Source organism: Bradyrhizobium diversitatis (genome assembly GCF_016031635.1).
Lineage (GTDB): Bacteria > Pseudomonadota > Alphaproteobacteria > Rhizobiales > Xanthobacteraceae > Bradyrhizobium > Bradyrhizobium diversitatis.
Window position 1 is genome coordinate 72,140 of sequence record NZ_JACEGD010000014.1, and the last position, 23,391, is coordinate 95,530.

Below are 23,391 nucleotides of genomic sequence, written 5' to 3' on the forward strand. Positions count from 1 at the left end.
AAATAGCAACGTCTTCGTCAGGATGCGCATTTCTCAACGCACGATCTTGTCCTCTCTATGCCGGGATCCCTGACCAGTCCGGCAACAACGGTCGGCCACACTCTGTAAGATGCCAGTGAGCACGACGAACCGAAGCGGCTTCCTCGAAAGCAGGGTCTATGCCAAGTTGCAAATGCCCTGGTTATTGGAGCGTTATCAGCCTTTTAACGAGCATCCTGGGTGGTGGCGCCGATCTGCACAAAATACCGAAGACTACGAAATAGGCAAATGGTGCAATATATGTGCAAATCAATGTTTTCGTCGTCGGATCGGCACGGAAGGTGCCTGTTGAAGAGGCGATTGTACTAGGAAGTGGCATGGAAGTTCTGACCAACGCCGAAATGCAGCGCGCCGACCAGCTTGCCATTGCGGCCGGTACGCCCGGTTTCAAGCTGATGCTGAGCGCGGGCCAGGCGGTCGCCAAGGCCGCCCATGCGCTGGCGGAGGAGGGGCCGATCCTGATCGTGGCCGGCCCGGGCAACAATGGCGGCGACGGCTTTGTCGCGGCCGCCGAGCTCGCCGCCCAGGGGCGGGAGGTCTCGGTGATCCCGATGTGCGAGCGCGACCAGCTCCAGGGCGATGCGGCCTCCGCGGCGCGCGGCTGGAAGCATCCGGTGCTTCCGTTCAACCCCCAGGCAATCGGAAAGCCTGCGCTGATCGTCGATGCGCTGTTCGGTGCCGGTCTCAGCCGTCCCGTCGACGGCGAGGCCCGCGAAATGATCGAGGCGATCAACGCCAACGGTGCCCCGGTGCTCGCGGTCGACCTGCCGAGCGGCATCAACGGCACCAGCGCGGCCGTGATGGGGGCGGCGGTGAACGCCACCGAGACCGTCACCTTCTTCCGCAAGAAGCCGGCGCATCTGCTTCTGCCCGGGCGCATGCATTGCGGCCGCGTGCGCGTCGCCGACATCGGCATCGATGCGCAGGTGCTGGACGAGATCGCGCCGCAGACCTTCGAGAACGATCCGGACCTCTGGGGCGCCGCCTTTCCGGTGCCGCGCATCGATGGCCACAAATACGCGCGGGGTCACGTGCTGGCGGTGTCCGGCGATGCGGCAGCGACAGGCGCTGCCCGGCTTGCCGCGCGCGGAGCGCTGCGGGCCGGCGCGGGCCTCGTGACGCTGGCGAGCCCGCGCGACGCGCTCGCGATCAATGCGGGCGCGCTGACTGCGGTGATGGTTCGCCCCGTCGACACCGCCATCGAGTTCGGCGAGCTGCTCGGCGACAAGCGCTACAATACCTGCATCATCGGTCCCGGCGCGGGCATCGGTGAGCGCACCTGCGACCTCGTTCACACCGCTCTCAACGCGCAGCGGCATCTGGTGCTCGATGCGGATGCGCTGACGAGCTTCGCCGCGACCCCCGAGCGCCTGTTCGAATCAATCAAGTCCTCGCAGGACAGTGCGGTGGTGCTGACCCCGCACGAGGGCGAGTTTCCGCGCCTGTTCTCCGACCTCAGTAACAAGCATCCGGGCCGCTCCAAGCTCGAGCGCGTCCGCGCTGCCGCCGAGCGCTCCGGCGCCGTCGTGCTCCTGAAAGGCCCGGACACCACCATCGCCGCCCCCGACGGTCGCGCCACCATCGCCGCCAACGCGCCGCCCTGGCTCGCCACCGCAGGCGCCGGCGACGTGCTCTCCGGCATCATCGCAGGGCTCCTGGCGCAAGGCGTCCCGGCGTTCGAAGCCGCCAGCATCGGCGTCTGGATGCACGGCGAGGCGGCGAGCGAAGCCGGGCCGGGCCTGATCGCGGAGGACCTGACCGAGACGCTGCCGGCCGTGCACCGGCGGGTCTATGATGCGCTCGGCATCGAATACTGAACGTTCACTCCACCCCATACCAGCGCACCAGACGTGGTGCGGCCCAGTCGGTTGCGACGGATTCGATCAGCCAGCGTCCGGGTGAGATTGCCGCGAATGCGATGCGCTGGGTCTGGCCGGGCTCGATCGCGAGCGTGTCGAGCCAATAGGGCTTCCAGCCATCGTCGAGCGTGTCGAGCAGGCGGAAATGGTGGCCGTGCAGATTGAAGATGGTGGCGATCGGACCGGAGTTCTTCAGCGTCAGCACGACGGTGCGGCCGGGCTTGGCGCGGAAGACGGGGGCGGAGGCGGTGGAGAAGTTCGCGGGCCGCGTCCAGGCGGCGTCGGCTGCGCCAAGCGCGACATCGAACCGCAGGGCGCCTCTCAGATCGAGCTTCTCGGGAAGGTCGTTCGAAGGGAGCGGCTGCGGCGGCAGCAGCGGCGCGCGCTCTAGCTTCCCGGAGATGGCGAGGCTTCCGACCTGGCGCGCCTCCTTGCCGTCATGGAGCAGGAATGGGGCCGATGTCGCCGCATCCACAAATGCGTCGGCTCGCGCCCCCGGGGCCAGCACCAGGGCGCCATTGCGGGCGGGGAACGGCTCGGCCGGCTGGCCGTCCAGGGCCATCACGCGGACCTCGTGGCTTCCCAATTTGATCGCCAGAACAGTACGTTGGGAGCCATTGATGAAGCGTAGCCGCAGCCGCTCTTTGGCCGCGGCTGAGAGTTCGAATGAAGTTCTGCCATTGACCGTGTAGAGCGGTGTCGCGTCCTTGGGGTCCTGGCCCGGCGGGACCGCGGTGCCATCCGGCCGCAGACGCCATTCCTCGATCAACAGGACCTCGTCACGGTCGGCGGCAACCCGGCCGGTCTCGGCCACGATGATCGGGAGCGGGCGCGCAGGCTGCTTCAGGCTGCCCTCGAAGAGGCGGAAGTCCGCCAGCAGGGTTCCCGCGTTTGGCATTGAAATAATTGATGTTTCGGTCGTGTCCGGCGCGGCGGGCGCGCGCCCTCGCAGCGGGTCTGGGGCAGTCGCGCCATTGAGGCCGTACCAGACCGGCGCAAGTGGCACAGGCAGGTCGTTGCGAAACACCACTTCGCAGCGGTCGCCGCGCTTGAGGCGGACGGTCCCGAGATGGCTTACGGCGGCCAGCTCCCAGATTGCTGTAGCTGGTTGCCCCGCCTTCGAAGCCAGCGTTGCCGGCCTTGCCTGAAGCGCAAGCTGGGCGGTCACGAGCGGCCCTGCGCCGCCGGACATCAACCCGGCCGCCGAGGCCCCGAGACCGGTCAAAACCTCACGTCGGGTCGGGTCGAGATTCCGCGGTTTCATGGGGCGATCCGGATCATGACGCGCTGGATAAGTCCAGCCATCGTGCCTACTTGAAGCATGCCTCCAACCAGCCATTTTTTTGCTGCGAACAGTCAGGCACATGCTATAAGCCCGGCCGCCCGCGGCATCGCGGCCGGTCTTGATGCAAATTTACGCGGGCGTGGCGGAACTGGTAGACGCGCTGGATTTAGGTTCCAGTGACGAAAGTTGTGGGGGTTCGAGTCCCTCCGCCCGCACCAAGCGCTTATCGCGTTTGCACGGATTACGAGACCTGCTCCTCGCGGATGATCGTCCGTCTGGAGCCGGTCCGATGAACACCGGTGGTGAGGCGTTTGCCTCGCGCCGGATCGATTAATGACAGCGTCCCGACGCGCGACGTGCCGGGACCGAACGAGAAGAAGATTGGACGCCATGCAGGTCACAGAAACCCTCTCGGAAGGCTTGAAGCACGAGTTCAAGATCAGCGTTCCCGCGTCTGATCTCGATGCCAAGGCCGGCGCCAAGCTCGTCGACCTCAAGGACAAGGTCCGCATCAACGGCTTCCGTCCGGGCAAGGTGCCGGTCGCGCACCTGAAGAAGGTCTATGGCCGCTCCGTGATGGCCGAAACCATCGACCAGACCATTCGCGACACCAACACGCAGCTGTTCTCCGAACGCGGCTTCCGTCTCGCGACCGAGCCGAAGATCACCATGCCGACGGAGCAGAAGGATGTCGAGGAGCTGCTGAGCGGCAAGACCGATCTGACCTACACGGTCGCGATCGAAGTCGTGCCGGCGATCGCGCTCGCCGACTTCAAGACCTTCCAGGTCGAGAAGCCCGTCGCCGACGTCACCGACACCGACGTCGACGAAGCGATCAAGCGCATCGCCGATACCAACCGCACCTTTGCCGACAAGGGCGAGGGTGCCAAGGCTGCCTCGGGCGACCGCGTCACCATCAACTTCACGGGCCGCATCAACGGCGAAGTCTTCGAAGGCGGGACCGGCGAGGGCATCCAGGTCCTGATCGGCTCCAACACCTTCATTCCGGGCTTCGAGGAGCAACTCATCGACATCGGCGCGGGTGAGATGCGTACGCTGAAGGTGTCGTTCCCGAAGAACTACATGAACGACAAACTCGCCGGCCAGCCGGCCGAGTTCGAGACCACCGCGACCCTGATCGAGGCGCCGCAGGACCTTGCGATCGACGACGAGTTCGCCAAGTCGCTCGGCCTGGAATCGCTGGACAAGCTCAAGGAAGCCGCACGCGAGCGCCTTTCCGCCGAGTTCGCGACCGCGACGCGCCAGCGCGTCAAGCGCGCGCTGCTCGACCGCCTCGACGAGGCGCATCGCTTCGAGGCGCCGCCCTCGCTGATCGACGAGGAGTTCAATCTGATGTGGAACTCGGTCAAGGCCGAGATGGATTCCGCAGGCAAGACCTTTGCCGACGAGGACACCACCGAGGACAAGGCGAAGGAAGAGTACCGCAAGATCGCCGACCGCCGCGTGCGGCTCGGCCTCGTGCTCTCGGAGATCGGCGAGAAGAACAAGATCACCGTGACCGACGACGAGGTCGGCCGCGCCGTGATCGAGCGCGCGCGCTCGATGCCCGGCCGCGAGAAGGAGGTCTGGGACTATTACCGCAACAACGCCCAGGCGCTGGCCCAGCTTCGCGCACCGATCTACGAGGACAAGGTCGTCGACTTCATCCTCGAACTCGCCAACGTGACCGAGAAGAAGGTCTCGCGCGAGGACCTCTACAAGGACGACGACGCGGAAAAGACCGCAGCCTGAGGGGTTTGAGGCAGCCATCTATTAATGATGATCAACAAAGAGGCCCAGCTAGCCAGGTGGCCGGCTGGGCCTCTTTGTGCGAATCAGCTTCAACTGCCCCTACGGATTAAGCCTTAATGCGCTGCGTACTTGTCAGAAGCGAAATGGGCTATATCTGTCGGTACGCCTTCTACTTCTTACCAAGTTCCTGCATCACAGGACGTCCATTCGCCTCCCGGCAAATCTAGCCAAACTTTGGCAAGCCTGCCCGGCGATGTCCGTCTCCGAAACACTAGGTGACTCATGCGCGATCCGGTTGAAACCTACATGAACCTCGTGCCCATGGTGGTCGAGCAGACCAACCGTGGCGAGCGCGCCTACGACATCTTCTCGCGCCTCCTGAAGGAGCGCATCATCTTCGTGACCGGTCCGGTCGAGGACGGCATGTCGACGCTGATCGTCGCGCAGCTCCTGTTCCTCGAGGCGGAAAATCCGAAGAAGGAAATCTCGATGTACATCAATTCGCCGGGCGGCGTGGTGACGTCGGGCCTTGCGATCTACGACACCATGCAGTTCATCCGCCCGCCGGTCTCGACGCTGTGCACCGGGCAGGCGGCTTCGATGGGCTCGCTGCTGCTCTGCGCCGGCGAGAAGGACATGCGCTTTTCGCTGCCGAATGCACGCATCATGGTGCACCAGCCCTCCGGCGGCTTTCAGGGCCAGGCCACCGACATCATGCTGCACGCCCAGGAAATCCTGAACCTGAAGAAGCGGCTCAACGAAATCTACGTGAAGCACACCGGCCAGACCTACAAGTCGATCGAGGATGCGCTGGAACGCGACAAGTTCCTGACCGCGAACGACGCCAAGGAGTTCGGCCTGGTCGACAAGGTCATCGACAAGCGCGCCGAGGAGCCGGCGCAGGCGAAGGCTCCGTAGCACTACGGGCTCGTCACGGCGGTCCCTCAGATCGCCGTGGACCCGTCGGGGTGCCCCCACGCTAGGTGCGGGTGCACGCGTCGCAAAACGCGGTTTTGCGCGCTGCGACACGCAGAAAGTTCCGCTTTCGTGCTCTTTTCGTGGCAATCCAGCAACGCCGGGGTGATTTCGATCACTTCGTCCGTGCCAAGACCGGAAATCACGGTATTGTCACGGGTAGCCGGCGGCGTCCGATTAGCGAATTCTTGATAGTCGGGTGACAGCATGGTTGGCTACGACTGATCGGCTATGATCGCGGGAGAATCGAGTGACCGTGATTCGCACGGGATGTAATGCGTAGGGTCTTTTTTGGTACGGAATTTGCTCTACTTAAGCTTCATGCCGGCCATCGTGTCGGAATGGAGCGATCGAGCGGAACGGGATCGAACCGCGGACGGAGACAGGAATGAGTAAGGTCGGCACGAGCGACTCCAAGAACACGCTATATTGCTCGTTCTGCGGCAAGAGCCAGCACGAAGTCCGCAAACTGATCGCGGGTCCCACGGTCTTCATCTGCGACGAGTGCGTCGAGCTCTGCATGGACATCATCCGCGAGGAGAATAAATCCTCGCTGGTCAAGTCGCGCGACGGGATTCCGACGCCGAAGGAAATCTGCAAGGTGCTGGACGATTACGTGATCGGCCAGAGCCATGCGAAGAAGGTCCTGTCGGTCGCGGTGCACAACCACTACAAGCGCCTCAACCATCAGACCAAGCACAACGACGTCGAGCTCGCGAAGTCGAACATCCTGCTGATCGGTCCGACCGGCTCGGGCAAGACGCTGCTCGCGCAGACGCTCGCCCGGATCCTGGACGTGCCGTTCACGATGGCGGATGCGACGACATTGACCGAAGCCGGCTATGTCGGCGAGGACGTCGAGAATATCATCCTGAAGCTGCTCCAGGCCGCCGACTACAATGTCGAGCGCGCCCAGCGCGGCATCGTCTATATCGACGAAATCGACAAGATCAGCCGCAAGTCCGACAATCCCTCGATCACGCGCGATGTGTCGGGTGAGGGCGTGCAGCAGGCGCTGCTCAAGATCATGGAAGGCACGGTGGCTTCGGTCCCGCCGCAGGGCGGCCGCAAGCATCCGCAGCAGGAGTTCCTGCAAGTGGATACCACCAACATCCTCTTCATCTGCGGCGGCGCTTTCGCCGGCCTCGAGAAGATCATCTCGGCGCGCGGGCGGTCGACTTCGATCGGCTTCGGCGCCCAGGTGCTCGCCCCGGAGGACCGCCGTACCGGCGAGATCTTCCGTCACGTCGAGCCTGAGGATCTCCTGAAGTACGGCCTCATCCCCGAGTTCGTCGGCCGTCTGCCGGTCGTGGCGACGCTCGAGGACCTCGACGAGACCTCGCTGAAGAAGATCCTGACCGAGCCGAAGAACGCGCTGGTGAAACAATACCAGCGGCTGTTCGAGATGGAGAACATCGAGCTGACCTTCGCCGACGAGGCGCTTGGTGCGGTCGCCCGCAAGGCGATCGAGCGCAAGACCGGCGCGCGTGGGTTGCGCTCGATCCTCGAGGCGATCCTGCTCGAGACCATGTTCGACCTGCCGGGCCTGGAAGGTGTGGAAGAAGTCGTGATTTCCCGCGAAGTGGTGGAAGGAACGGCGCGTCCGCTCTACATCTATGCCGATCGATCCGATCGCGCCGTCGAGAACGCCAGCGCCTGATCTGGCGGCGCTGGAGCGCTCCAATCCTCTTCTCAAGATGGGCTGCGGAACTGTATCTCCGCAGCCGGTGTTGCGTCGCGTGTTTGCGTGCGTAAGCGCCTGATGGCGCGCGTTTTTCAATGACTTGACACCCCCCGGGTCGATAGCCACCTAATGTCGGCGGCGAGCGAAAATTCTCTTCAAGATTCGCCTCAGTCCATCCGGCGAGCCGGTCCAACTCGTAGAGGACCGATCGGTTCTGCGGATCACCTCGGCACCTTGTGGCGGTTGCGCATGATCAGCGGGCTGCGTGCAAGGGGGCAAAGCAAAAGGAAAAGGCCATGACCAATCCCAAACCCCGGCCAACCATCGTCCATGGCGAAACGCACGCTTATCCCGTGCTGCCGTTGCGCGACATCGTCGTCTTCCCGCACATGATCGTGCCGCTCTTCGTCGGCCGCGAGAAGTCGATCCGCGCGCTCGAAGAGGTGATGAAGAACGATGCGCTGATCATGCTCGCGACGCAGAAGAACGCGTCCGACGATGATCCGGCGCCCGATGCCATCTACGAGACCGGGACGCTTGCCAGCGTGCTCCAGCTCTTGAAGCTTCCGGACGGCACCGTGAAGGTGCTGGTCGAAGGGCTCGAGCGTGCGCGTGTGGCGAAGTACACCGATCGCGCCGACTATTACGAGGCGACCGCGGTCGCGCTCGCCGACACCGATGCGAAGTCGGTCGAGGCGGAAGCGCTGGCGCGCTCGGTCGTGTCCGATTTCGAGAGCTATGTGAAGCTCAACAAGAAGATCTCGGCCGAGGTCGTCGGCGTCGTGCAGGCGATCACCGACTTCGCCAAGCTCGCCGACACCGTTGCCTCGCATCTCGCAGTCAAGATCGCCGACCGCCAGGGTATCCTGGAGACGCTGTCCGTCACCACGCGCCTGGAGAAGGTGCTGGGCCTGATGGAGAGCGAGATCTCGGTGCTGCAGGTTGAGAAGCGGATTCGTTCTCGTGTCAAACGACAAATGGAGAAGACCCAGCGCGAGTATTATCTCAACGAGCAGATGAAGGCGATCCAGAAGGAACTCGGCGACGACGATGGTCGCGACGAGCTCGCCGATCTCGAAGAGAAGATCTCCAAGACCAAGCTCTCCAAGGAAGCGCGCGAGCGGGCGCAGCATGAATTGAAGAAGCTGCGCCAGATGTCGCCGATGTCCGCAGAAGCGACCGTCGTGCGCAACTATCTGGATTGGCTGCTGTCGATTCCGTGGAACAAGAAGTCCAAGGTGAAGAAGGATCTGGAGGCTGCGCAGGCCATCCTGGATTCGGATCACTATGGGCTCGAGAAGGTCAAGGAACGCATCGTCGAGTATCTCGCGGTGCAGTCGCGCGCCAACAAGCTGACGGGCCCGATCCTGTGCCTCGTCGGACCTCCCGGCGTCGGCAAGACCTCGCTCGGCAAGTCGATCGCGAAGGCGACGGGGCGCGAATTCGTGCGCGTCTCGCTCGGCGGCGTGCGCGACGAGGCCGAGATCCGCGGTCACCGCCGCACCTATATCGGCTCGATGCCCGGCAAGATCATCCAGTCGATGCGCAAGGCGAAGTCGTCCAATCCGCTGTTCCTGCTGGACGAGATCGACAAAATGGGCGCCGATTTCCGCGGCGATCCGTCCTCGGCCTTGCTCGAGGTCCTCGACCCCGAGCAGAATGCGACGTTCAACGACCACTATCTCGAGGTCGACTACGATCTGTCCAACGTGATGTTCATCACGACCGCGAATACGCTGAATATTCCCGGCCCGCTGATGGACCGCATGGAGATCATCCGGATCGCGGGCTACACCGAGAACGAGAAGGTCGAGATCGCGCGCAAGCACCTGATCCCGAACGCGGTGTCCAAGCACGGCCTGGACTCCAAGGAGTTCTCGATCGACGACGACGCGCTGCTGCTTCTGATCCGCCGCTACACCCGCGAAGCGGGCGTGCGTAATCTGGAGCGTGAGCTCTCGACACTCGCCCGCAAGGCGGTGAAGGAGCTGATGATCTCCAAGAAGAAGTCGGTCAAGGTCACCGAGAAGACTCTGGAAGAGCTGCTCGGCGTGCCGAAGTACCGCTTCGGCGAGATCGAGAGCGAGCCGCAGGTCGGCATCGTCACCGGCCTTGCCTGGACCGATGTCGGCGGCGAGCTGCTGACGATCGAAGGCGTCATGATGCCCGGCAAGGGCAAGATGACGGTCACCGGCAATCTGCGTGACGTGATGAAAGAGTCGATCTCGGCCGCGGCGTCCTACGTCCGCTCGCGCGCGATCAACTACGGCGTCGAGCCGCCGCTGTTCGACCGGCGCGACATCCACGTGCACGTGCCGGAGGGCGCGACGCCGAAGGACGGCCCGTCCGCGGGTGTCGCGATGGCCACCGCGATCATCTCGGTCATGACCGGCATCCCGGTCCGCCACGATGTCGCGATGACCGGCGAGATCACGCTGCGCGGCCGCGTGCTGCCGATCGGCGGCCTGAAGGAGAAGCTGCTGGCGGCGGCCCGCGGCGGCATCAAGACGGTGCTGATCCCCGAGGACAACGCCAAGGATCTCACGGAGATTTCCGATGCGATCAAGGGCGGAATGGAGATCATCCCGGTCTCGCGCCTCGACGATGTCATCGCCAAGGCGCTGGTGAGGAAGCCGGTGCCGATCGTCTGGGAAGAGGACACCAAGGTCACGGTGAAGCCTGATGGCGACGAGGCCGCCGGCGGCCTGACCGCTCACTGAGATCAGGCGAAAGATGATAAAACGGCGCCTTCGGGCGCCGTTTTTTGTTTGGGGGAAGGGGAGGAGGCAATGCACATCGACGGGCAATGCCATTGCGGGCAGATCACCTTTGAAGCCGAGATCGACCCCGAGGCCGTCTCGGTCTGCCATTGCCGGGACTGTCAGACGCTGACGGGCTCGCCGTTCCGGGTCACCGCGATCTGTTCCGCGGCCGATGTCCGCCTGACCGCCGGCACGCCAAAGATCTACGGCAAGCGCGGCGACAACGGCCGGATGCGCTTCCAGCACTTCTGCGCCGACTGCGGTTCCCCGCTGTTCACCAGCGGCGAGGGCGACCAGGCCGACGATTGGGGCGTCCGCTGGGGCAGCATCCGCGAGCGCGACCAATTGCGGCCGGTTCGGCAGATCTGGTGCCAATCGGCGGCGGTGTGGATCGACGCCGTGCCGCTGCTGCCGGGAAGGCCGGGGGATTGAGGTCGGGCTTGCTCATCAAGGGCGGGTAGGGATAAACAGGCGGCGAGGGGCGGTTAGCTCAGCTGGTTAGAGCATCTCGTTTACACCGAGAGGGTCCGCGGTTCGAATCCGTGACCGCCCACCACTTTTCGCTTTGCGGGGCCAAGCAGGCTGCCATGCCTGGGAGACCAATTGGTGCATGGCATCATCGCAAAGCCTCCATTCGGTCGGGGCTGGCTGGTTCGTTCGAAGGGCACATCACCCTGCAAACCCTCGGCCGGGCATGCCGACAGTCACCGTGGAGCGGTCACCTGCCCCACAGTGGCGCGTCGTCATTCCTGATGGACGTATCAGGCCGTCTTGGTGAATAGTGTCAGCACGCCTTCGGCAATGTTGATCGCAACGACCTGCGACGAGGTCAGACCCTTCGCCTTGAGCGCGGATGCTGCCTGGGGAGTAGCGTCAATCGTCTTCCGGAGCGATTGAATATCGTCATCGCTTGTCTGTGCGACGATCTCATCGACCTTCGAGCGCACCGCTGGCTGCAAGTCCTTAATGTCGACAACCTGGATCTGTCGGATGACGGTGCTCTGAGCGGGCGGCGATTCTGCTCCCGGTTGCGACGATGTTCCCTGCGCCTGCACGAAAGTCGGCGGCCCGAAGGAGAGGGTTGCGATAATGAGGGGTGCCATGAAGCTGCGCATGGTCATGCCTTTCCAAGGTGAGCAACCTGAAAACGCTAGCCACGAAATCTGGTTGTCGTCTGCTTCCGATGCGGCCGTTCGGTGAAAGCTATGCGGCCACAATGCGAGCATCTCCCGCCGGAACCGCAGCCAATTCTCGCAGCAGCGGCTGTGGTCCTTGCAGAAAACTGCGTTACGATCCGGCCAGGGACCCGACGCAGGGTGAACCCCCGCAATTGCGGGAGCGGCGGATCGACAATGCTAGGGATCAAAGACCTGATGGAACAGCCGAGCGGACACGAACTCAACGCCGACCAGATCGCCTATTGGAACGGCCCGAGCGGGCAGCGCTGGGCCGATCGCCACGGGGTGCAGGAGAAGCTGCTCGGGCCCATTGCCGATCTCCTGATCAACCGTGCCAGGCCGAAGCCGGGCGAGCGCGTGATCGACGTCGGCTGCGGCTCCGGCGCGACGACCTTTGCGTTCGCGAAGGCGGTGGCTCCCGATGGCCTTGCGCTCGGCCTCGACGTGTCCGAGCCGATGCTGTCGCAGGCGCGCGCGTTCGCGCCAAAGGGCCTGCCGCTCGATTTCGTGCTGGCGGATGCGACCGTCTATCCGTTCGAGCCGGCGAGCTTCGATCTGCTGGCCTCGCGCTTCGGCGTGATGTTCTTCGCCGACCCCACCGCGTCCTTCACCAATCTTCGCCGCGCGCTGAAGCCATCCGGGCGGCTCGCCTTCGTCTGCTGGCGCGAGCCGAAGGAAAATCCCTGGATGATGGCGCCGCTGATGGCGGTCTACAAGCATGTGCCGAAAATGCCGCCGGTCGGGCCGGAAGAGCCGGGCCCGTTCGCCTTCGCCTCGGAGGAGCGCGTGATGCGCATCCTGAAAGGCGCAGGCTTCGTGGACGTGGCGATGGAGCCGCACAATCTGGCGATGGACATCGCGATCGGCGGCGGCCTCGATGCTGCGGTCGATGGTTCGCTTCAGATCGGCCCAGCCAGCCGCGCCCTGCAGGGCCATCCGCCGGAGACCTGCGAGGCCGCCAAGGCTTCGATCCGCGAAACGCTCGCGCCGTTCCTCAAGGGACAGACCGTCGAGTTGCAAGGCGCGATCTGGATCGTGACGGCGAAGGCGGCGTAAGTTCACGACTAAGGGGCATTGTGGCACACGTCGTTGCCACACCCTCGGTGTCGTCCCCGCGAACGCGCGGAACCATACCACAGGGAGAACTTTGGCGCGAAGCTGGTAACTCCGAGTCTTCGCCAAACCATTCCCTGTGGTTGGGTTCCGGATCAGCGCGCGCTTTAGGCGCGCTTGTCCGGGACGACAGCGGAGATTCAGGCGTGCCGTTGTGTGCCCCTCACACCACGTCATCCGGCGCGAGCGCGCAGCCATTGTCTGGATGCGTTTCCACCTGGAGTGTGGTGTGGCCGATGCGGAAGGATGTCTTGAGCAGTTGCGCCGTCTGCATCAGGAATGCGTCGTCGGTGCCAGCGGGTATCACGAGGTGACAGGTCAATGCCGTCTCGGTGGTCGAGATCGGCCAGACGTGGAGGTCGTGGATCCCTGACACGCCGGGTCGCGCCAGCAGGAAGGCCCTGATCGCGGCGAGGTCGGTGCCTTTGGGCGCGGCCGCCATCGACATGTCGATCGAGCCGCGCAAGAGGCTCGTCGTGCTCCAGAGGATTACCGCGCAGATGACGAGGCTGGTGATGGGATCGAGCCAGAGCCAGCCCGTCCAGATGATCAGCGCCGCCGAGACCACGACGCCGAGCGAGACCGCGGCGTCGGCCGCCATGTGCAGGTAGGCGCCTTCGATGTTGATGTCGTCCTTGCGTCCGCTTGCGAACAGCATGGCGGTAAACCCGTTGATGAGGATGCCGATGCCGGCGACCACCATCACCGTAACGCCTGCGACGGGCTCCGGCTGCTGCAGGCGCAGGATGGCCTCCCAGCCGATCGCGCCGGTCGCGACCAGCAGGAACACCGCGTTCGCAAGGGCCGCGAGGATGGTGGAGGCGCGCAGGCCGTAGGTGAAGCGGCCGCTCGGGGCGCGGCGCGCTGCGATCGAGGCGCCCCAGGCCACGACCAGGCCGAGCACGTCGGACAGATTGTGACCGGCGTCCGCGAGCAGGGCAGTGGAGTTGCCGAGATAGCCGTAGACCGCCTCGGCCACGACCAGCGCGATGTTGAGCGAAATGCCGATCGCGAACGCCTTGCCGAAGCTGGCGGGCGCGTGGACATGCGCATGGCCAAGGCCAAGGCCATGTTCATGATCATGATCTTGGGCGTGGCCGGCATGGTCATGGTGGTGATGGCCGTGATGGTCGTGGCTTCCCACCTCTAGCGCTCCCCGGAAGCTGCCATGTCGGGCCCCATTGTAGGCGCTTCCCGCGCTACGTCACGACGGAACAACACATAGAGCGCGGGCAGCACCAAGAGGGTGAGCATGGTGGAGGAGATGATGCCGCCGATCACCACGGTCGCGAGTGGCCGCTGCACCTCGGCGCCGGCACCGGTGGCGAGCGCCATCGGCACGAAGCCGAGGGAGGCGACGAGGGCCGTCATCAGCACCGGCCGCAGCCGCGTCAGTGCGCCTTCGCGAACGGCCTCCGCAACGGATCGTCCCTCGCTGCGCAGACGCTCGATGAAGGCGATGATCACGAGCCCGTTGAGCACGGCGACGCCCGACAGCGCGATGAAGCCGACGCCGGCGCTGATGGACAAGGGAATGTCGCGCAGCAGCAGCGCCGCGACGCCGCCGGTCAGCGCCAGCGGCACCCCTGAAAACACCAGCGCCGCATCCGCCGCCGATCCCATGCCCATGAAAAGCAGCAGAAACACTAGCAGCAACGCCACCGGCACGACGATGGTGAGCCGCTTGGTCGCGGAGACCAGCTGCTCGAACTGTCCGCCCCAGCCGATGAAGTAGCCCGGCGGCAGCTTGACCTTCTCGGCCACGGCCGCCTCGGCCTCGGCCACGAAGGAGCCGAGGTCGCGCGCGCGGACATTGGCGGTGACGACGATGCGCCGTTTGCCGTTTTCGCGGCTGATCTGGTTGGGCCCGGGCGTCGCATCGACGGTTGCGACCGACGACAGCGGCACATAGCGCATCTGGGTGAGGGAAGAGGCGGACAACGCTGTTCGGAGCGGCGTGTTGGCCGTGGCCTCCTCACCGGGCGGCAATGGGATCGGGATCGCTCGGATCGCCTCGAGATTGCCGCGCAGATGCTCGGGCAGGCGCACGACGATGTCGAAGCGGCGGTCGCCCTCGAACAGCTTGCCGGCCGACTTGCCGCCGACCGCGATCTCGACGATGCCCTGCACCTCGGCGACGCTGAGGCCGTAGCGGGCGAGTGCCTGGCGGTCGAGCCGCACGGTGAGGATCGGCAGGCCAGCGACCTGCTCGATCTTGACGTCGCTGGCGCCGCGGATTCCCCGGATCGCGGCCTCCACCTGTCTTGCGGCGCCTTGGAGGATGTCGAGGTCATCACCGAAGACCTTGATGCCGACATCGCTGCGCACGCCGGAAATCAGCTCGTTGACACGGAACTGGATCGGCTGGGAGATCTCGTAGGCGCTACCCGGAATCTCGTCAGCAGCATGATCGATCGCCTCGATCACGTCGGCTTTCGGCTTGTCCGGGTCGGGCCATTCGGCGCGCGGCTTGAGCATGATGTAGCCGTCGGTTTGCGCCGGCGACATCGGGTCGGTCGCGATCTCCGCGGTGCCGATGCGGGTGAAGAACTCCTTCACCTCCGGGATCTGCTTGATGCGCTTCTCCAAGGCCTTCTGCAGGTCCAGCGACTGGGTGAGGCTGGTGCCGGGAATCCGGATCGAGGCCAGCGCGACGTCGCCTTCGTCGAGGCTCGGGATGAACTCGCCACCCATGCGCGCGGCGGCGATGCCGCTCGCAACCACGATGACCACGGCCATGATGGCGACCGCGGCGCGATTGTCGATGGCAAAACGGAGCAGGGGGAGATAAGCGCGCTTGGCGACCCGCATGAACAGGTTTTCGTGCTCGGACACCTTGCCGGTGACGAAGATTGCAACGGCCGCCGGCACGAAGGTGATGGAGAACAGCACGGCGGCGCCCAGCGCCATCAGCACGGTCAGCGCCATCGGCGTGAACATCTTGCCTTCGACGCCGGTCAGCGTCAGCACGGGCAGGTAGACCACGGCGATGATCAGTGTTCCGAACAGGCTCGGCTTGATGACCTCGCTCGACCCGCGCTGGATCGCCCGCAGCCGCTCCGGGAGCGTGAGCAGGCGACCCTTCTCGCGCTGGGCCTCGGCCAGCATGCGCAGGCAATTCTCGACGATGATGACGGCGCCGTCGACGATGATGCCGAAGTCGATCGCACCCAGGCTCATCAGGTTCGCGCTGACCTTGGTCTCGACCATGCCGGTGATCGTCATCGCCATCGAGAGCGGAATGACACAGGCGGTGACCAGTGCGGCGCGGATGTTTCCGAGGATCAGGAACAGCACGGCCACCACCAGCGCCGCGCCTTCCAGCAGATTGTTCCTGACCGTGCGGATGGTGGCCTCGACCAGATCGGTGCGATCGTAGACAGTCCGCGTCACGACGCCTTCGGGCAGCGATTTGGCGATGTCCTCGATGCGGGCTGCGACCCGGCGGGCGACGCTGCGGCTGTTCTCGCCGATCAGCAGCATGGCGGTGCCGAGCACGGTTTCCTCGCCGTCTCGCGTCGCCGCGCCCGTGCGCAGATCGCGGCCTTCGATGACGGTCGCGACGTCCCTGATCCTGACGGGATTGCCGCCGCGCGAGCCGATCACGATGTCCTGGATTTCGGCGATGTTGCCGACCTGCCCCGGCGAGCGCACCAGATATTGCTCGCCATTGCGCTCGATATAGCCGGCACCGACATTGGCGTTATTGGCGGCCAGCGCCGTCATGACGTCGCGAAAGCCGAGCCGGTAGGCCATCAGCTTGCCGGGGTCCGGCAGCACGTGGAATTGCCGCTCGAAGCCGCCGATGGTGTTGACCTCGACCACGCCCGGCACGTTGCGGAGCTGCGGCCGGATGATCCAGTCCTGCACAGTGCGCAAATCGGTCAGCGAATAGTCGTGTCCGCCCTGGGTCTTTGCGCCCACCTTGGCCTCGACGGTGTACATGAAGATTTCACCGAGCCCGGTCGAGACCGGGCCCATCGCGACCTCGACGCCGGCCGGGAGCTGGTCCTTCACCTGCTGGATGCGTTCGCCCACGAGCTGGCGGGCGAAATAGATGTCGGTGCCGTCCTTGAAGACGATCGTCACCTGGCTGAGGCCGTAGCGCGACAGCGAGCGGGTATAGTCGAGCTTCGGCAGCCCGCTCATGGCGGTCTCGACCGGGAAGGTGATGCGCTGCTCCGTCTCGAGCGGCGAGTAGCCGGGCGCGCGGGTGTTGATCTGGACCTGGACGTTGGTGATGTCGGGAACGGCGTCGATCGGCAGGCGCTGGAAATTCCAGGCGCCGAAGGCGACGGCGCCGAGCGCGAGCAGGAGGACCAGCCAGCGCTGATGCAGCGAGGCGGCGATGAGACGCTCAATCATGCTCGGCCTCGCCCTTGCCCATCTCCGCCTTCACGACGAAGCTGTTCTCCGCGACATAGTGCTCGCCGGCCGCGAGCCCAGCCTTGATCTCGACGAACCTCGGATCGGAATCCCCTGTTTCGACCGGGCGCGCCTCGATCTTGTCGCCGTCCTCGCGCACGAACACGATGGTCCTGTTCTCCAGCGTCTGGATCGCGCTACGGCGCACGGCGACCGCGACGTTGCGGGCGGCGAGGATCAGCCGCGCAGTGACGAACAGACCGGGACGCAGGCGTCCGTCCGGATTTGCCAGCACCACGCGCGCCAGCGCGGTCTGGGTCTCGCTGCTGCCGATCGGCGCCATGTAGGAGATCGTGCCCTTGATCTCGCCGCGGCCGTCGTCGGGATCGATCAGCACCTCGTCGTTGATGCGGACGCGCCTCAAGTCCTGCCGATAGATCGACAGATCGACCCAGATGGTGGAGAGGTCGGCGACGACGAAGGCCGGCTTCTGCTCGGAGGCGTATTCGCCGAGCGAGATCTGCCGCTCGATGACGGTGCCGGCGATCGGCGCCTTGAGCTCGTAGACGGTGAGACTCTGGTTGCTCTCGATCGCCGCGAGCAGATCGTCCCTGGCGACCTTGTCGCCGATGCGCTTCAGGATGGATTTGACGACGCCCGGAAAGCGCGGCGTCACCTGCACCACGGCTTCCTGGTTGGCGCGCAGGATGCCGTTGAAGGCGAGCGTGTCGGTCAGCGTGGCGCCCGCGGCTTCGGCCAGCGTGACGCCCGCAGCCGCGAGCTTGACGTCGGAGATGCGGATGCGGTCGGCGCCGTGCTCGTCCTGCTCGACATGGTCGTTCGGCTTCTTTTCGGCATGCTCGGCATGCTCGGTGTGTGCGAGCTTGGCCGGGGCGAGCAGGGAATAGCCGTAAGCACCGAGCGCGGCGGCAACGATGGCAACGACGATGGCAGAGGACGTCCTCATCGTGCGCTCTCCCGCGCCAGCGTGAAGGGATTGCCGACGAGGCCCTCGATGATCGCAACGCCGGCGTGGAAATTCTGCAGCGCCTCCTGCTCGCGCAGCCGCGCCTGGGTGACGCTGGCCTGGGCGTCGAGTACCTCGAGCAGGGTGAAGCGGCCCTGGCCGTAGCCTTGCGAGATCGCCTCGGACGCCTCGACGGCCTTGGGGATCGCGGTCTCACGCAGCACGGCGAGCTCGCGCAGCGACCCCTGGACCGAGTCATAGGCGCGGCCGGCAATCACGATCAGCGTGTTGCGGTTGGCCTCGCGCTCGGCCCTGGTCTTGGCGAGGCTTTCCTGCGCCGAGAGGATGTTGCCCTGGTTCTGGTCGAACACGGGGATCGGCACGGAGACGGTCAGGCGCGCCGCATCGTCGCCCGTTTCGTTGAAGTGGCGCCAGCCGGCGGCGATCCGCACGTCGGGATAGGGTTTGAGCCGCGCCAGCAGCAGCTCGGCATTGCGCAGCGCGTAAACGGCGGTCCAGCGCACCAGTTGCGGATTGGCATCGATGGCGGCAACCACCGCCTGAAACGAAGGCGGGCGTCCCGTGGTGTCGAGCCGGCCGGACACTTCGCCGAATTTCGCGGCTGGATCGCCCATCAGCACCGCAAGCTCGCGCCGGGTGCTGGCCAGCATCGCCTTGAGGCGCTCGCGGTCGGCTTTCACCAGAGCGGAGGCGACCTCGGCACGGCCGGTCTCGGCGGGCGAGGAGGCGCCGGCCTCGACGCGCCGGCGCAGCAGCGGCGTCAGGCGGTCGATGGCGGCAACCTGCTCGTCGAGGATCTGAATGCGCCGCTGCGCGCCGAGCACGCTGAGGAAGGCGATCGCGGTCTCCGACAGCAGCTCCAGCCTGACGGCCTTGCGCTGGATCGCGGCCACTTCGACGCCGGCGACGCCTGCGGCAATCCGCGCATCGCGCTTGCCGAACAACTCGAAGGCCTGGCTGATCTGCAGCGTGGTCTCGGCCGATCGCGTCCCACGATATTTGCCGGAGCCGAAGGAATCGTCCTGTTCGTAGGACAGTTCCGGGTTGAAGAGGGCGCCCGCCTGGATGCGCTGGCCCGTGGCGATGCCGACGTCGCGCTCGGCCGCCGTCAGCCGCGGGCTTGTGGCCAGCGCGCGCGACAACGCGCTCCGCATCGTCAAAGTCTGGGCGTGAGACGGCGCAATCGCGAGTCCGGCAATCAGACACGCCGCCGCGCACGCCAGGCGCGCGGCCATTCCTCTGAAAAACATCAAGCCGACCTGTGAAGGATGAACCCAAAGGGCGCGGGACGCCCGACCAATCCGTTCAGGCAATATGTTTGGGAGGCGGCGAGTCGGTGTCGGGGACAATTCCGGCGAGCCGGGGTGCACGTTGCGGGCTCGGTGCGGAAACAAGCGCGACCGATGCGGTCGACGGTGCCGGCTGTGTCACCGTGAGCGAGAAGCAGCCATGACAGTGATGGCTGCCGATGACCTTGTGGTCGCCATGGCCTGCGGGGCCATCAAGGGCCGCCACGATCTCGGAGCCGCCGCCGGGCGTGGTGACGTCGATGTCATGCGAGCCGTGCAGCGCGCTCGCGAGCAGATAGACGGCCGCGATCAGCACGGACAGCAGCCCGCGCCAGTTGCGCGGGCGGCAGGATCCTGAGGGCTGGCGGTTTGCGAGCACGACGTCTCTCTGGTTGCGGTCTGAGCCCGGCCTAGCATAAGCGCGGGAACAGTGTCGACCCGCAACATTGTTACGTCACTGGAACAATTGCCGCGGCGCATGCATAGGACAGGCACGGGCAGCTGGTTGCAACGCGAAAAGGCCCCAGCCCGAACGAACCGGCTGAGGCCTTGTGTGCTCACAATCTCTATCCTTGGGACTTGAGCCGATAACCATCCATTCCGCAGTTCGTTCCCGCCGCTCCGTCCAATTAGGAACGTTCCTCACACCTCGCGATTAGCGGACCGGAAGAAACCGAGGAGGATCAACAATGGACGGACTGATTTATTTGATCGGCTTGATCGTCGTCATCATGGCGATCCTGTCGTTCTTCGGCCTGCGCTAAGAGCGCCGCGATGACGATCGAAACGCTGATGCGCGAAGAGATCATGGAAGGCGGCATCGAGGGCGAGACTCCTCGAACCATCCAGTGGAGCTCGGTGTTCGCAGGCGCGCTTGCGGCGGGCGCAATGTCGTTCATTCTGCTGGGCTTTGGTGTTGCGATCGGCCTTGGTGTCAGTTCGGCCTCGCCGACCTGGCGCGATGCCTCGGCTGCGCTGGCGCTGCTCTCCGGGCTGTATCTGATCATCCAGGCGGTCATCAGCTTCGGTTTCGGCGGCTACATCGCTGGACGAACAACGCGGCCGGCACCCGCGCTGGCGACCATCGAGGACGACGGCGAGCGGCGGGACGGGCTGCATGGGCTGACGTCCTGGGCGCTCGCCGTGCTGCTCGGAGCCGCTCTGCTCGCGCTGCTCGGCGCATCTGCGGTTGACCGTTCGCCGTTGCGCAGCTCGGCCGGCAACACGTCCGTGGCCGAACCTCTGTTGAGCTATGAGCTCGACAAGCTGTTCCGTGCGCCGCGGCGTCCGCCTAACACGGACCTTCGCGAACCGCGCGCCGAAGCGGGACGCATCCTGATGACGTCGTCCAGCCACAGCGGCGTCACCAGCGACGACAGGGCCTATCTCGTGCAGCAGGTGGCCGCGCTCACGGGTCTTGCGGCGCCCGATTCCGAAAAACGGGTCGATGCGCTGATCGCGGAGTCCAGGACGGCCATCAACCGGGCGCGGCGCAACTCGATCATCGTCGCGTTCTCGGTCGCAGCCGCGACCCTGATCGGAGCGGTGGTGGCCTGGGCGGCGGCCGCCGCCGGTGGGCGGCACCGCGACGGCGCACCGCTGCCGAACTGGATGGCGAGTTCAAATCGCTTCCACCGCACTCCGCGCGCGATGCCGGTGCCGTAGTCTCGAAGCAAATGGCCGGGCATGAGCCCGGCCGTTTCAATATTTACGATGGTGAGGGGCGCTAGGCCCGTTCCTCCCAGATCATGGCGAGGTGGACGATGGTCTGCACCGCCTTTTCCATGTCCTGCCGGCTGACCCATTCGAGCCGCGAATGAAACGCGTGCTCGCCGGCGAAGATGTTAGGGCAGGGCAGTCCCATGAAGGACAGGCGGGAGCCGTCGGTGCCGCCGCGGATGGCGGTGCGCATCGGACGCAGGCCGGCGCGTCGGATGGCTTCGACGGCGTACTCGACAACGTGCGGGTGACGATCGATCACCTGCTTCATGTTGCGGTACTGCTCCTTGACCTCGAATGTGTAGGTCGAGCGCGGATAGTCCTTCATCACGTCCTTGACGATGCCCTCGAGCAGAACCTCCTTCTCCTTCAGTCCTTCCTCGGTGAAGTCGCGGACGATGAAGGAGAGCGTCGCCTGTTCCAACGCGCCCTCGATGCCGATCGGATGCAGAAAACCCTGCTTGCCTGAGGTCGTCTCCGGCGAGCAGCCTTCCTTCGGCAGCCGCTCGACGATGGCGGCGGCGATCTTGATCGCGTGCTCCATCTTGCCCTTGGCGTAGCCGGGATGGGCGCTGACGCCGTTGATGGTGATGGTGGCGCCGTCGGCCGAGAAGGTCTCGTCCTCGACGCAGCCGGCGCTCTCGCCGTCCATGGTGTAGCCGAAATCGGCGCCCAGTTTCTTCATGTCGACATTGTCGACGCCGCGGCCGATCTCCTCGTCCGGCGTGAACAGGATCTTGATGGTGCCGTGCTTCACATCGGGGTTGTTGAGGAAGAAATGTGCGGCATCCATGATCTCGGCGACGCCGGCCTTGTTGTCGGCCCCGAGCAGCGTGGTGCCGTCGGTGGTGATGATGTCGTTGCCGATCTGGTTCTTCAGCGCCGGGTGCTCGGCAAGGCGGATCACCTGGCTGGTGTCGCCGGGCAGCACGATGTCGCCGCCGCGATAGTTCTTCACCATTTGCGGCTTGACGTCCTTGCCGGTGACGTCGGGAGATGTGTCCATGTGCGAGCAGAAGCAGATCGTCGGCACCTTCTTGTCGGTGTTGGCCGGGATGGTGCCGTAGACATAGCCGTAATCGTCGAGATGCGCGTCCTCGACGCCCATGGCCTTCAGCTCGGCGGCGAGCACGCGGCCGAGATCCTTCTGCTTCTCGGTCGAGGGGGAGCTGGGGGATTCCGGATCGGACTGGGTGTCGATCGTGACATAGCGCAGGAAGCGCTCGGTCACGGTGTGCGAAAAGGTGAGAGAGGACATTTCTGGTCGAACCGCCGAGATTGAGGGAAGCAGGCGGTATACCAGAAAAGCCGGCCGCGATGCGGCCGAACGAGCTCCGATCAGGCCTAATGAATCGTAAGCACTAGATCGCCTCTTTCAGTTCCTTCACCGGGCGGAACGCGACCTTCCGGCTGGCCTTGATGTGGATCGCTTCGCCGGTGGCGGGATTGCGGCCGGTGCGGGCGGCGCGCTTGCGGACCTGGAGGATGCCAAGGCCCACGATACGGACACGGTCGCCCTTCTTGAGGTGCTTGGTGATCAGCTCGACCATATCGGTCAGGACGGCTTCGGCGTGCTTTTTCGATAGATCCTGGCGCTCCGCGATGTCTGCGGCGAGGTGCTTGAGGGTGATGGTCGCGGCAGCGGCTGCCTTCTTCGCCAAATCCTTCTTGGCCGAATCCTTCTTAGCCATGACTGGCCTCCTCGATTCCACAGGAAGCCCCGGAAAAGCCGGAAACGCGTGGGGATCCCTCTAAGTCTCGGAAGGCGTAGACGATTCGGGCGTGGGCTGACTATGCCGAGAGTTCCCGCCGGACGCCGGCAGATGCGACAGGCGTGGAGAAATTCTGGCTAAGGCTATGAAGGGATTGCCAAAATGGCGCGAGAGACGGGGCTCGAACCCGCGACCTCCGGCGTGACAGGCCGGCGCTCTAACCAACTGAGCTACTCCCGCGTGGTTCGCTCGACGCGCGCGGAACGAGGGGGGACTTAAAGGGGGGACATGGTGAAGTCAAGGACGTTGCGCTTTACCGGTCTGTCTCGGCTAAGCATTGCCCTGGAAAACAAAAAGGCCGCCCCGGGGGCGGCCATTGGTCAGCCCGGACAAGGGACGTATCAGCGAATCTCCGACGTCCCCGCACTCGTCACCGCCACCGGCTTGCCGGCCTTGATCACAGGCGTCGACTGGGCCGTCTGGCCGTAATCGGCATGGGTGCGGGCTGCGATCCCGAAGCCGGCCACGACGATACCGGCCACCAGCGCCACCACCACGATTTTCAGGTGGGTCGCACGATCAGCGGAGTGAATTGAGTGGTTCATCTGAGCCTCCCGACGGGCTTTGCCGCCGTCTATGGGCTCTGTCTTAAGGACGATCTGTTTCCGGAT

General features: G+C 64.9%; 18 protein-coding genes and 3 tRNA genes. 10 read left to right on the forward strand and 11 right to left on the reverse strand.

The window, feature by feature from the left end:
* Positions 1-356: 356 nt before the first annotated feature.
* Positions 357-1,856: a bifunctional ADP-dependent NAD(P)H-hydrate dehydratase/NAD(P)H-hydrate epimerase gene (locus H1B27_RS16880; RefSeq protein ID WP_061877819.1), complete on the forward strand. Its 1,500-nt coding sequence runs from the start codon at positions 357-359 to the stop codon at positions 1,854-1,856.
* A gap of 4 nt (positions 1,857-1,860) precedes the next feature.
* Here the strand turns inward: H1B27_RS16880 and H1B27_RS16885 are convergent, their stop codons facing one another.
* A complete protein-coding gene (locus tag H1B27_RS16885) occupies positions 1,861-3,162 on the reverse strand; it encodes a multicopper oxidase family protein (protein ID WP_197966814.1) in 1,302 nt (433 codons plus the stop codon).
* Between the two features lie 154 nt (positions 3,163-3,316).
* Here H1B27_RS16885 and H1B27_RS16890 point away from each other — a divergent pair.
* From H1B27_RS16890 to H1B27_RS16920, 7 genes are all read left to right on the forward strand, one after another.
* Positions 3,317-3,401, forward strand: a tRNA-Leu gene (locus tag H1B27_RS16890).
* A 172-nt stretch (positions 3,402-3,573) separates the two neighbouring features.
* Positions 3,574-4,935: a trigger factor gene (tig, locus tag H1B27_RS16895; protein WP_061877821.1), complete on the forward strand. Its 1,362-nt coding sequence runs from the start codon at positions 3,574-3,576 to the stop codon at positions 4,933-4,935.
* 282 nt (positions 4,936-5,217) lie between these two features.
* Positions 5,218-5,853: an ATP-dependent Clp protease proteolytic subunit gene (locus H1B27_RS16900; RefSeq protein ID WP_061877822.1), complete on the forward strand. Its 636-nt coding sequence runs from the start codon at positions 5,218-5,220 to the stop codon at positions 5,851-5,853.
* Between the two features lie 445 nt (positions 5,854-6,298).
* The gene (gene clpX / locus H1B27_RS16905; RefSeq protein WP_008547851.1) at positions 6,299-7,570 is read left to right on the forward strand and encodes an ATP-dependent Clp protease ATP-binding subunit ClpX; all 1,272 of its coding nucleotides are present in this window, start codon (positions 6,299-6,301) and stop codon (positions 7,568-7,570) included.
* A gap of 320 nt (positions 7,571-7,890) precedes the next feature.
* Positions 7,891-10,314 carry an endopeptidase La gene (gene lon / locus H1B27_RS16910; protein ID WP_028181341.1) on the forward strand — a complete coding sequence of 808 codons (2,424 nt, stop codon included), beginning with the start codon at positions 7,891-7,893 and terminating at the stop codon, positions 10,312-10,314.
* A gap of 69 nt (positions 10,315-10,383) precedes the next feature.
* A complete protein-coding gene (locus H1B27_RS16915; protein WP_061877823.1) occupies positions 10,384-10,788 on the forward strand; it encodes a GFA family protein in 405 nt (134 codons plus the stop codon).
* A 47-nt stretch (positions 10,789-10,835) separates the two neighbouring features.
* Positions 10,836-10,912 (forward strand) — tRNA-Val (locus H1B27_RS16920).
* 205 nt (positions 10,913-11,117) lie between these two features.
* On the opposite strand, the gene H1B27_RS16925 is transcribed toward H1B27_RS16920, so the two are convergent.
* A complete protein-coding gene (locus H1B27_RS16925; protein ID WP_061877824.1) occupies positions 11,118-11,477 on the reverse strand; it encodes a hypothetical protein in 360 nt (119 codons plus the stop codon).
* A gap of 252 nt (positions 11,478-11,729) precedes the next feature.
* Here H1B27_RS16925 and H1B27_RS16930 point away from each other — a divergent pair, with 252 nt between their 5' ends.
* Positions 11,730-12,590, forward strand: coding sequence for a class I SAM-dependent methyltransferase (locus H1B27_RS16930; RefSeq protein WP_061877825.1), 861 nt, complete (start codon positions 11,730-11,732; stop codon positions 12,588-12,590).
* Positions 12,591-12,810: 220 nt separating this feature from the next.
* Here the strand turns inward: H1B27_RS16930 and H1B27_RS16935 are convergent, their stop codons facing one another.
* Genes H1B27_RS16935 through H1B27_RS16955 form a run of 5 tightly spaced genes read right to left on the reverse strand, consistent with a single transcriptional unit; the run spans position 12,811 to position 19,668 of the window.
* Entirely contained in the window at positions 12,811-13,791 is a 981-nt protein-coding gene (locus tag H1B27_RS16935) for a cation diffusion facilitator family transporter (protein ID WP_197966815.1), read from the reverse strand.
* Positions 13,792-13,793: 2 nt separating this feature from the next.
* Complete coding sequence (locus H1B27_RS16940) at positions 13,794-17,012, reverse strand: efflux RND transporter permease subunit (protein ID WP_061877827.1); 3,219 nt, start codon at positions 17,010-17,012, stop codon at positions 13,794-13,796.
* Positions 17,005-17,979 carry a divalent metal ion exporter adaptor subunit IhpB gene (ihpB, locus tag H1B27_RS16945; RefSeq protein WP_197966816.1) on the reverse strand — a complete coding sequence of 325 codons (975 nt, stop codon included), beginning with the start codon at positions 17,977-17,979 and terminating at the stop codon, positions 17,005-17,007. The genes H1B27_RS16940 and ihpB overlap by 8 nt, the downstream gene beginning before the upstream one ends.
* On the reverse strand, positions 17,976-19,250 hold the full coding sequence (ihpA, locus tag H1B27_RS16950) for a divalent metal ion exporter subunit IhpA (protein WP_197966817.1): 1,275 nt from the start codon (positions 19,248-19,250) through the stop codon (positions 17,976-17,978). Before ihpA ends, ihpB begins: the two co-directional genes overlap by 4 nt.
* Positions 19,251-19,305: 55 nt before the next feature.
* Positions 19,306-19,668, reverse strand: a complete 363-nt coding sequence (locus tag H1B27_RS16955) for a hypothetical protein (protein WP_197966818.1) — start codon at positions 19,666-19,668, stop codon at positions 19,306-19,308.
* Between the two features lie 395 nt (positions 19,669-20,063).
* Here H1B27_RS16955 and H1B27_RS16960 point away from each other — a divergent pair, with 395 nt between their 5' ends.
* Complete coding sequence (locus H1B27_RS16960) at positions 20,064-20,954, forward strand: hypothetical protein (protein WP_197966819.1); 891 nt, start codon at positions 20,064-20,066, stop codon at positions 20,952-20,954.
* A gap of 61 nt (positions 20,955-21,015) precedes the next feature.
* Here the strand turns inward: H1B27_RS16960 and pepT are convergent, their stop codons facing one another.
* The 4 genes from pepT to H1B27_RS16980 all read right to left on the reverse strand — a co-directional run bounded on the left by pepT (position 21,016) and on the right by H1B27_RS16980 (position 23,325).
* The gene (gene pepT, locus H1B27_RS16965; RefSeq protein WP_061877832.1) at positions 21,016-22,266 is read right to left on the reverse strand and encodes a peptidase T; all 1,251 of its coding nucleotides are present in this window, start codon (positions 22,264-22,266) and stop codon (positions 21,016-21,018) included.
* 103 nt (positions 22,267-22,369) lie between these two features.
* Positions 22,370-22,699 (reverse strand): HU family DNA-binding protein, encoded by a 330-nt coding sequence (locus tag H1B27_RS16970; RefSeq protein ID WP_197966820.1) that lies wholly within the window; start codon positions 22,697-22,699, stop codon positions 22,370-22,372.
* Between the two features lie 184 nt (positions 22,700-22,883).
* Positions 22,884-22,960: transfer RNA gene (locus H1B27_RS16975), tRNA-Asp, on the reverse strand.
* 161 nt (positions 22,961-23,121) lie between these two features.
* Complete coding sequence (locus H1B27_RS16980) at positions 23,122-23,325, reverse strand: hypothetical protein (RefSeq protein ID WP_061877859.1); 204 nt, start codon at positions 23,323-23,325, stop codon at positions 23,122-23,124.
* Between the last annotated feature and the right edge of the window lie 66 nt (positions 23,326-23,391).

Coding starts and splice junctions, on each gene's coding strand:
- H1B27_RS16900 (WP_061877822.1), top strand. CDS start 5,218: ATGCGCGATCCGGTTGAAACCTACATGAACCTCGTGCCCATGGTGGTC.
- H1B27_RS16940 (WP_061877827.1), bottom strand. CDS start 17,012: ATGATTGAGCGTCTCATCGCCGCCTCGCTGCATCAGCGCTGGCTGGTC.
- pepT (WP_061877832.1), bottom strand. CDS start 22,266: ATGTCCTCTCTCACCTTTTCGCACACCGTGACCGAGCGCTTCCTGCGC.
- H1B27_RS16970 (WP_197966820.1), bottom strand. CDS start 22,699: ATGGCTAAGAAGGATTCGGCCAAGAAGGATTTGGCGAAGAAGGCAGCC.
- tig (WP_061877821.1), top strand. CDS start 3,574: ATGCAGGTCACAGAAACCCTCTCGGAAGGCTTGAAGCACGAGTTCAAG.
- H1B27_RS16885 (WP_197966814.1), bottom strand. CDS start 3,162: ATGAAACCGCGGAATCTCGACCCGACCCGACGTGAGGTTTTGACCGGT.
- H1B27_RS16960 (WP_197966819.1), top strand. CDS start 20,064: ATGACGATCGAAACGCTGATGCGCGAAGAGATCATGGAAGGCGGCATC.
- lon (WP_028181341.1), top strand. CDS start 7,891: ATGACCAATCCCAAACCCCGGCCAACCATCGTCCATGGCGAAACGCAC.
- ihpB (WP_197966816.1), bottom strand. CDS start 17,979: ATGAGGACGTCCTCTGCCATCGTCGTTGCCATCGTTGCCGCCGCGCTC.
- H1B27_RS16980 (WP_061877859.1), bottom strand. CDS start 23,325: ATGAACCACTCAATTCACTCCGCTGATCGTGCGACCCACCTGAAAATC.
- H1B27_RS16925 (WP_061877824.1), bottom strand. CDS start 11,477: ATGACCATGCGCAGCTTCATGGCACCCCTCATTATCGCAACCCTCTCC.
- H1B27_RS16930 (WP_061877825.1), top strand. CDS start 11,730: ATGGAACAGCCGAGCGGACACGAACTCAACGCCGACCAGATCGCCTAT.
- H1B27_RS16880 (WP_061877819.1), top strand. CDS start 357: ATGGAAGTTCTGACCAACGCCGAAATGCAGCGCGCCGACCAGCTTGCC.
- clpX (WP_008547851.1), top strand. CDS start 6,299: ATGAGTAAGGTCGGCACGAGCGACTCCAAGAACACGCTATATTGCTCG.
- H1B27_RS16915 (WP_061877823.1), top strand. CDS start 10,384: ATGCACATCGACGGGCAATGCCATTGCGGGCAGATCACCTTTGAAGCC.
- ihpA (WP_197966817.1), bottom strand. CDS start 19,250: ATGTTTTTCAGAGGAATGGCCGCGCGCCTGGCGTGCGCGGCGGCGTGT.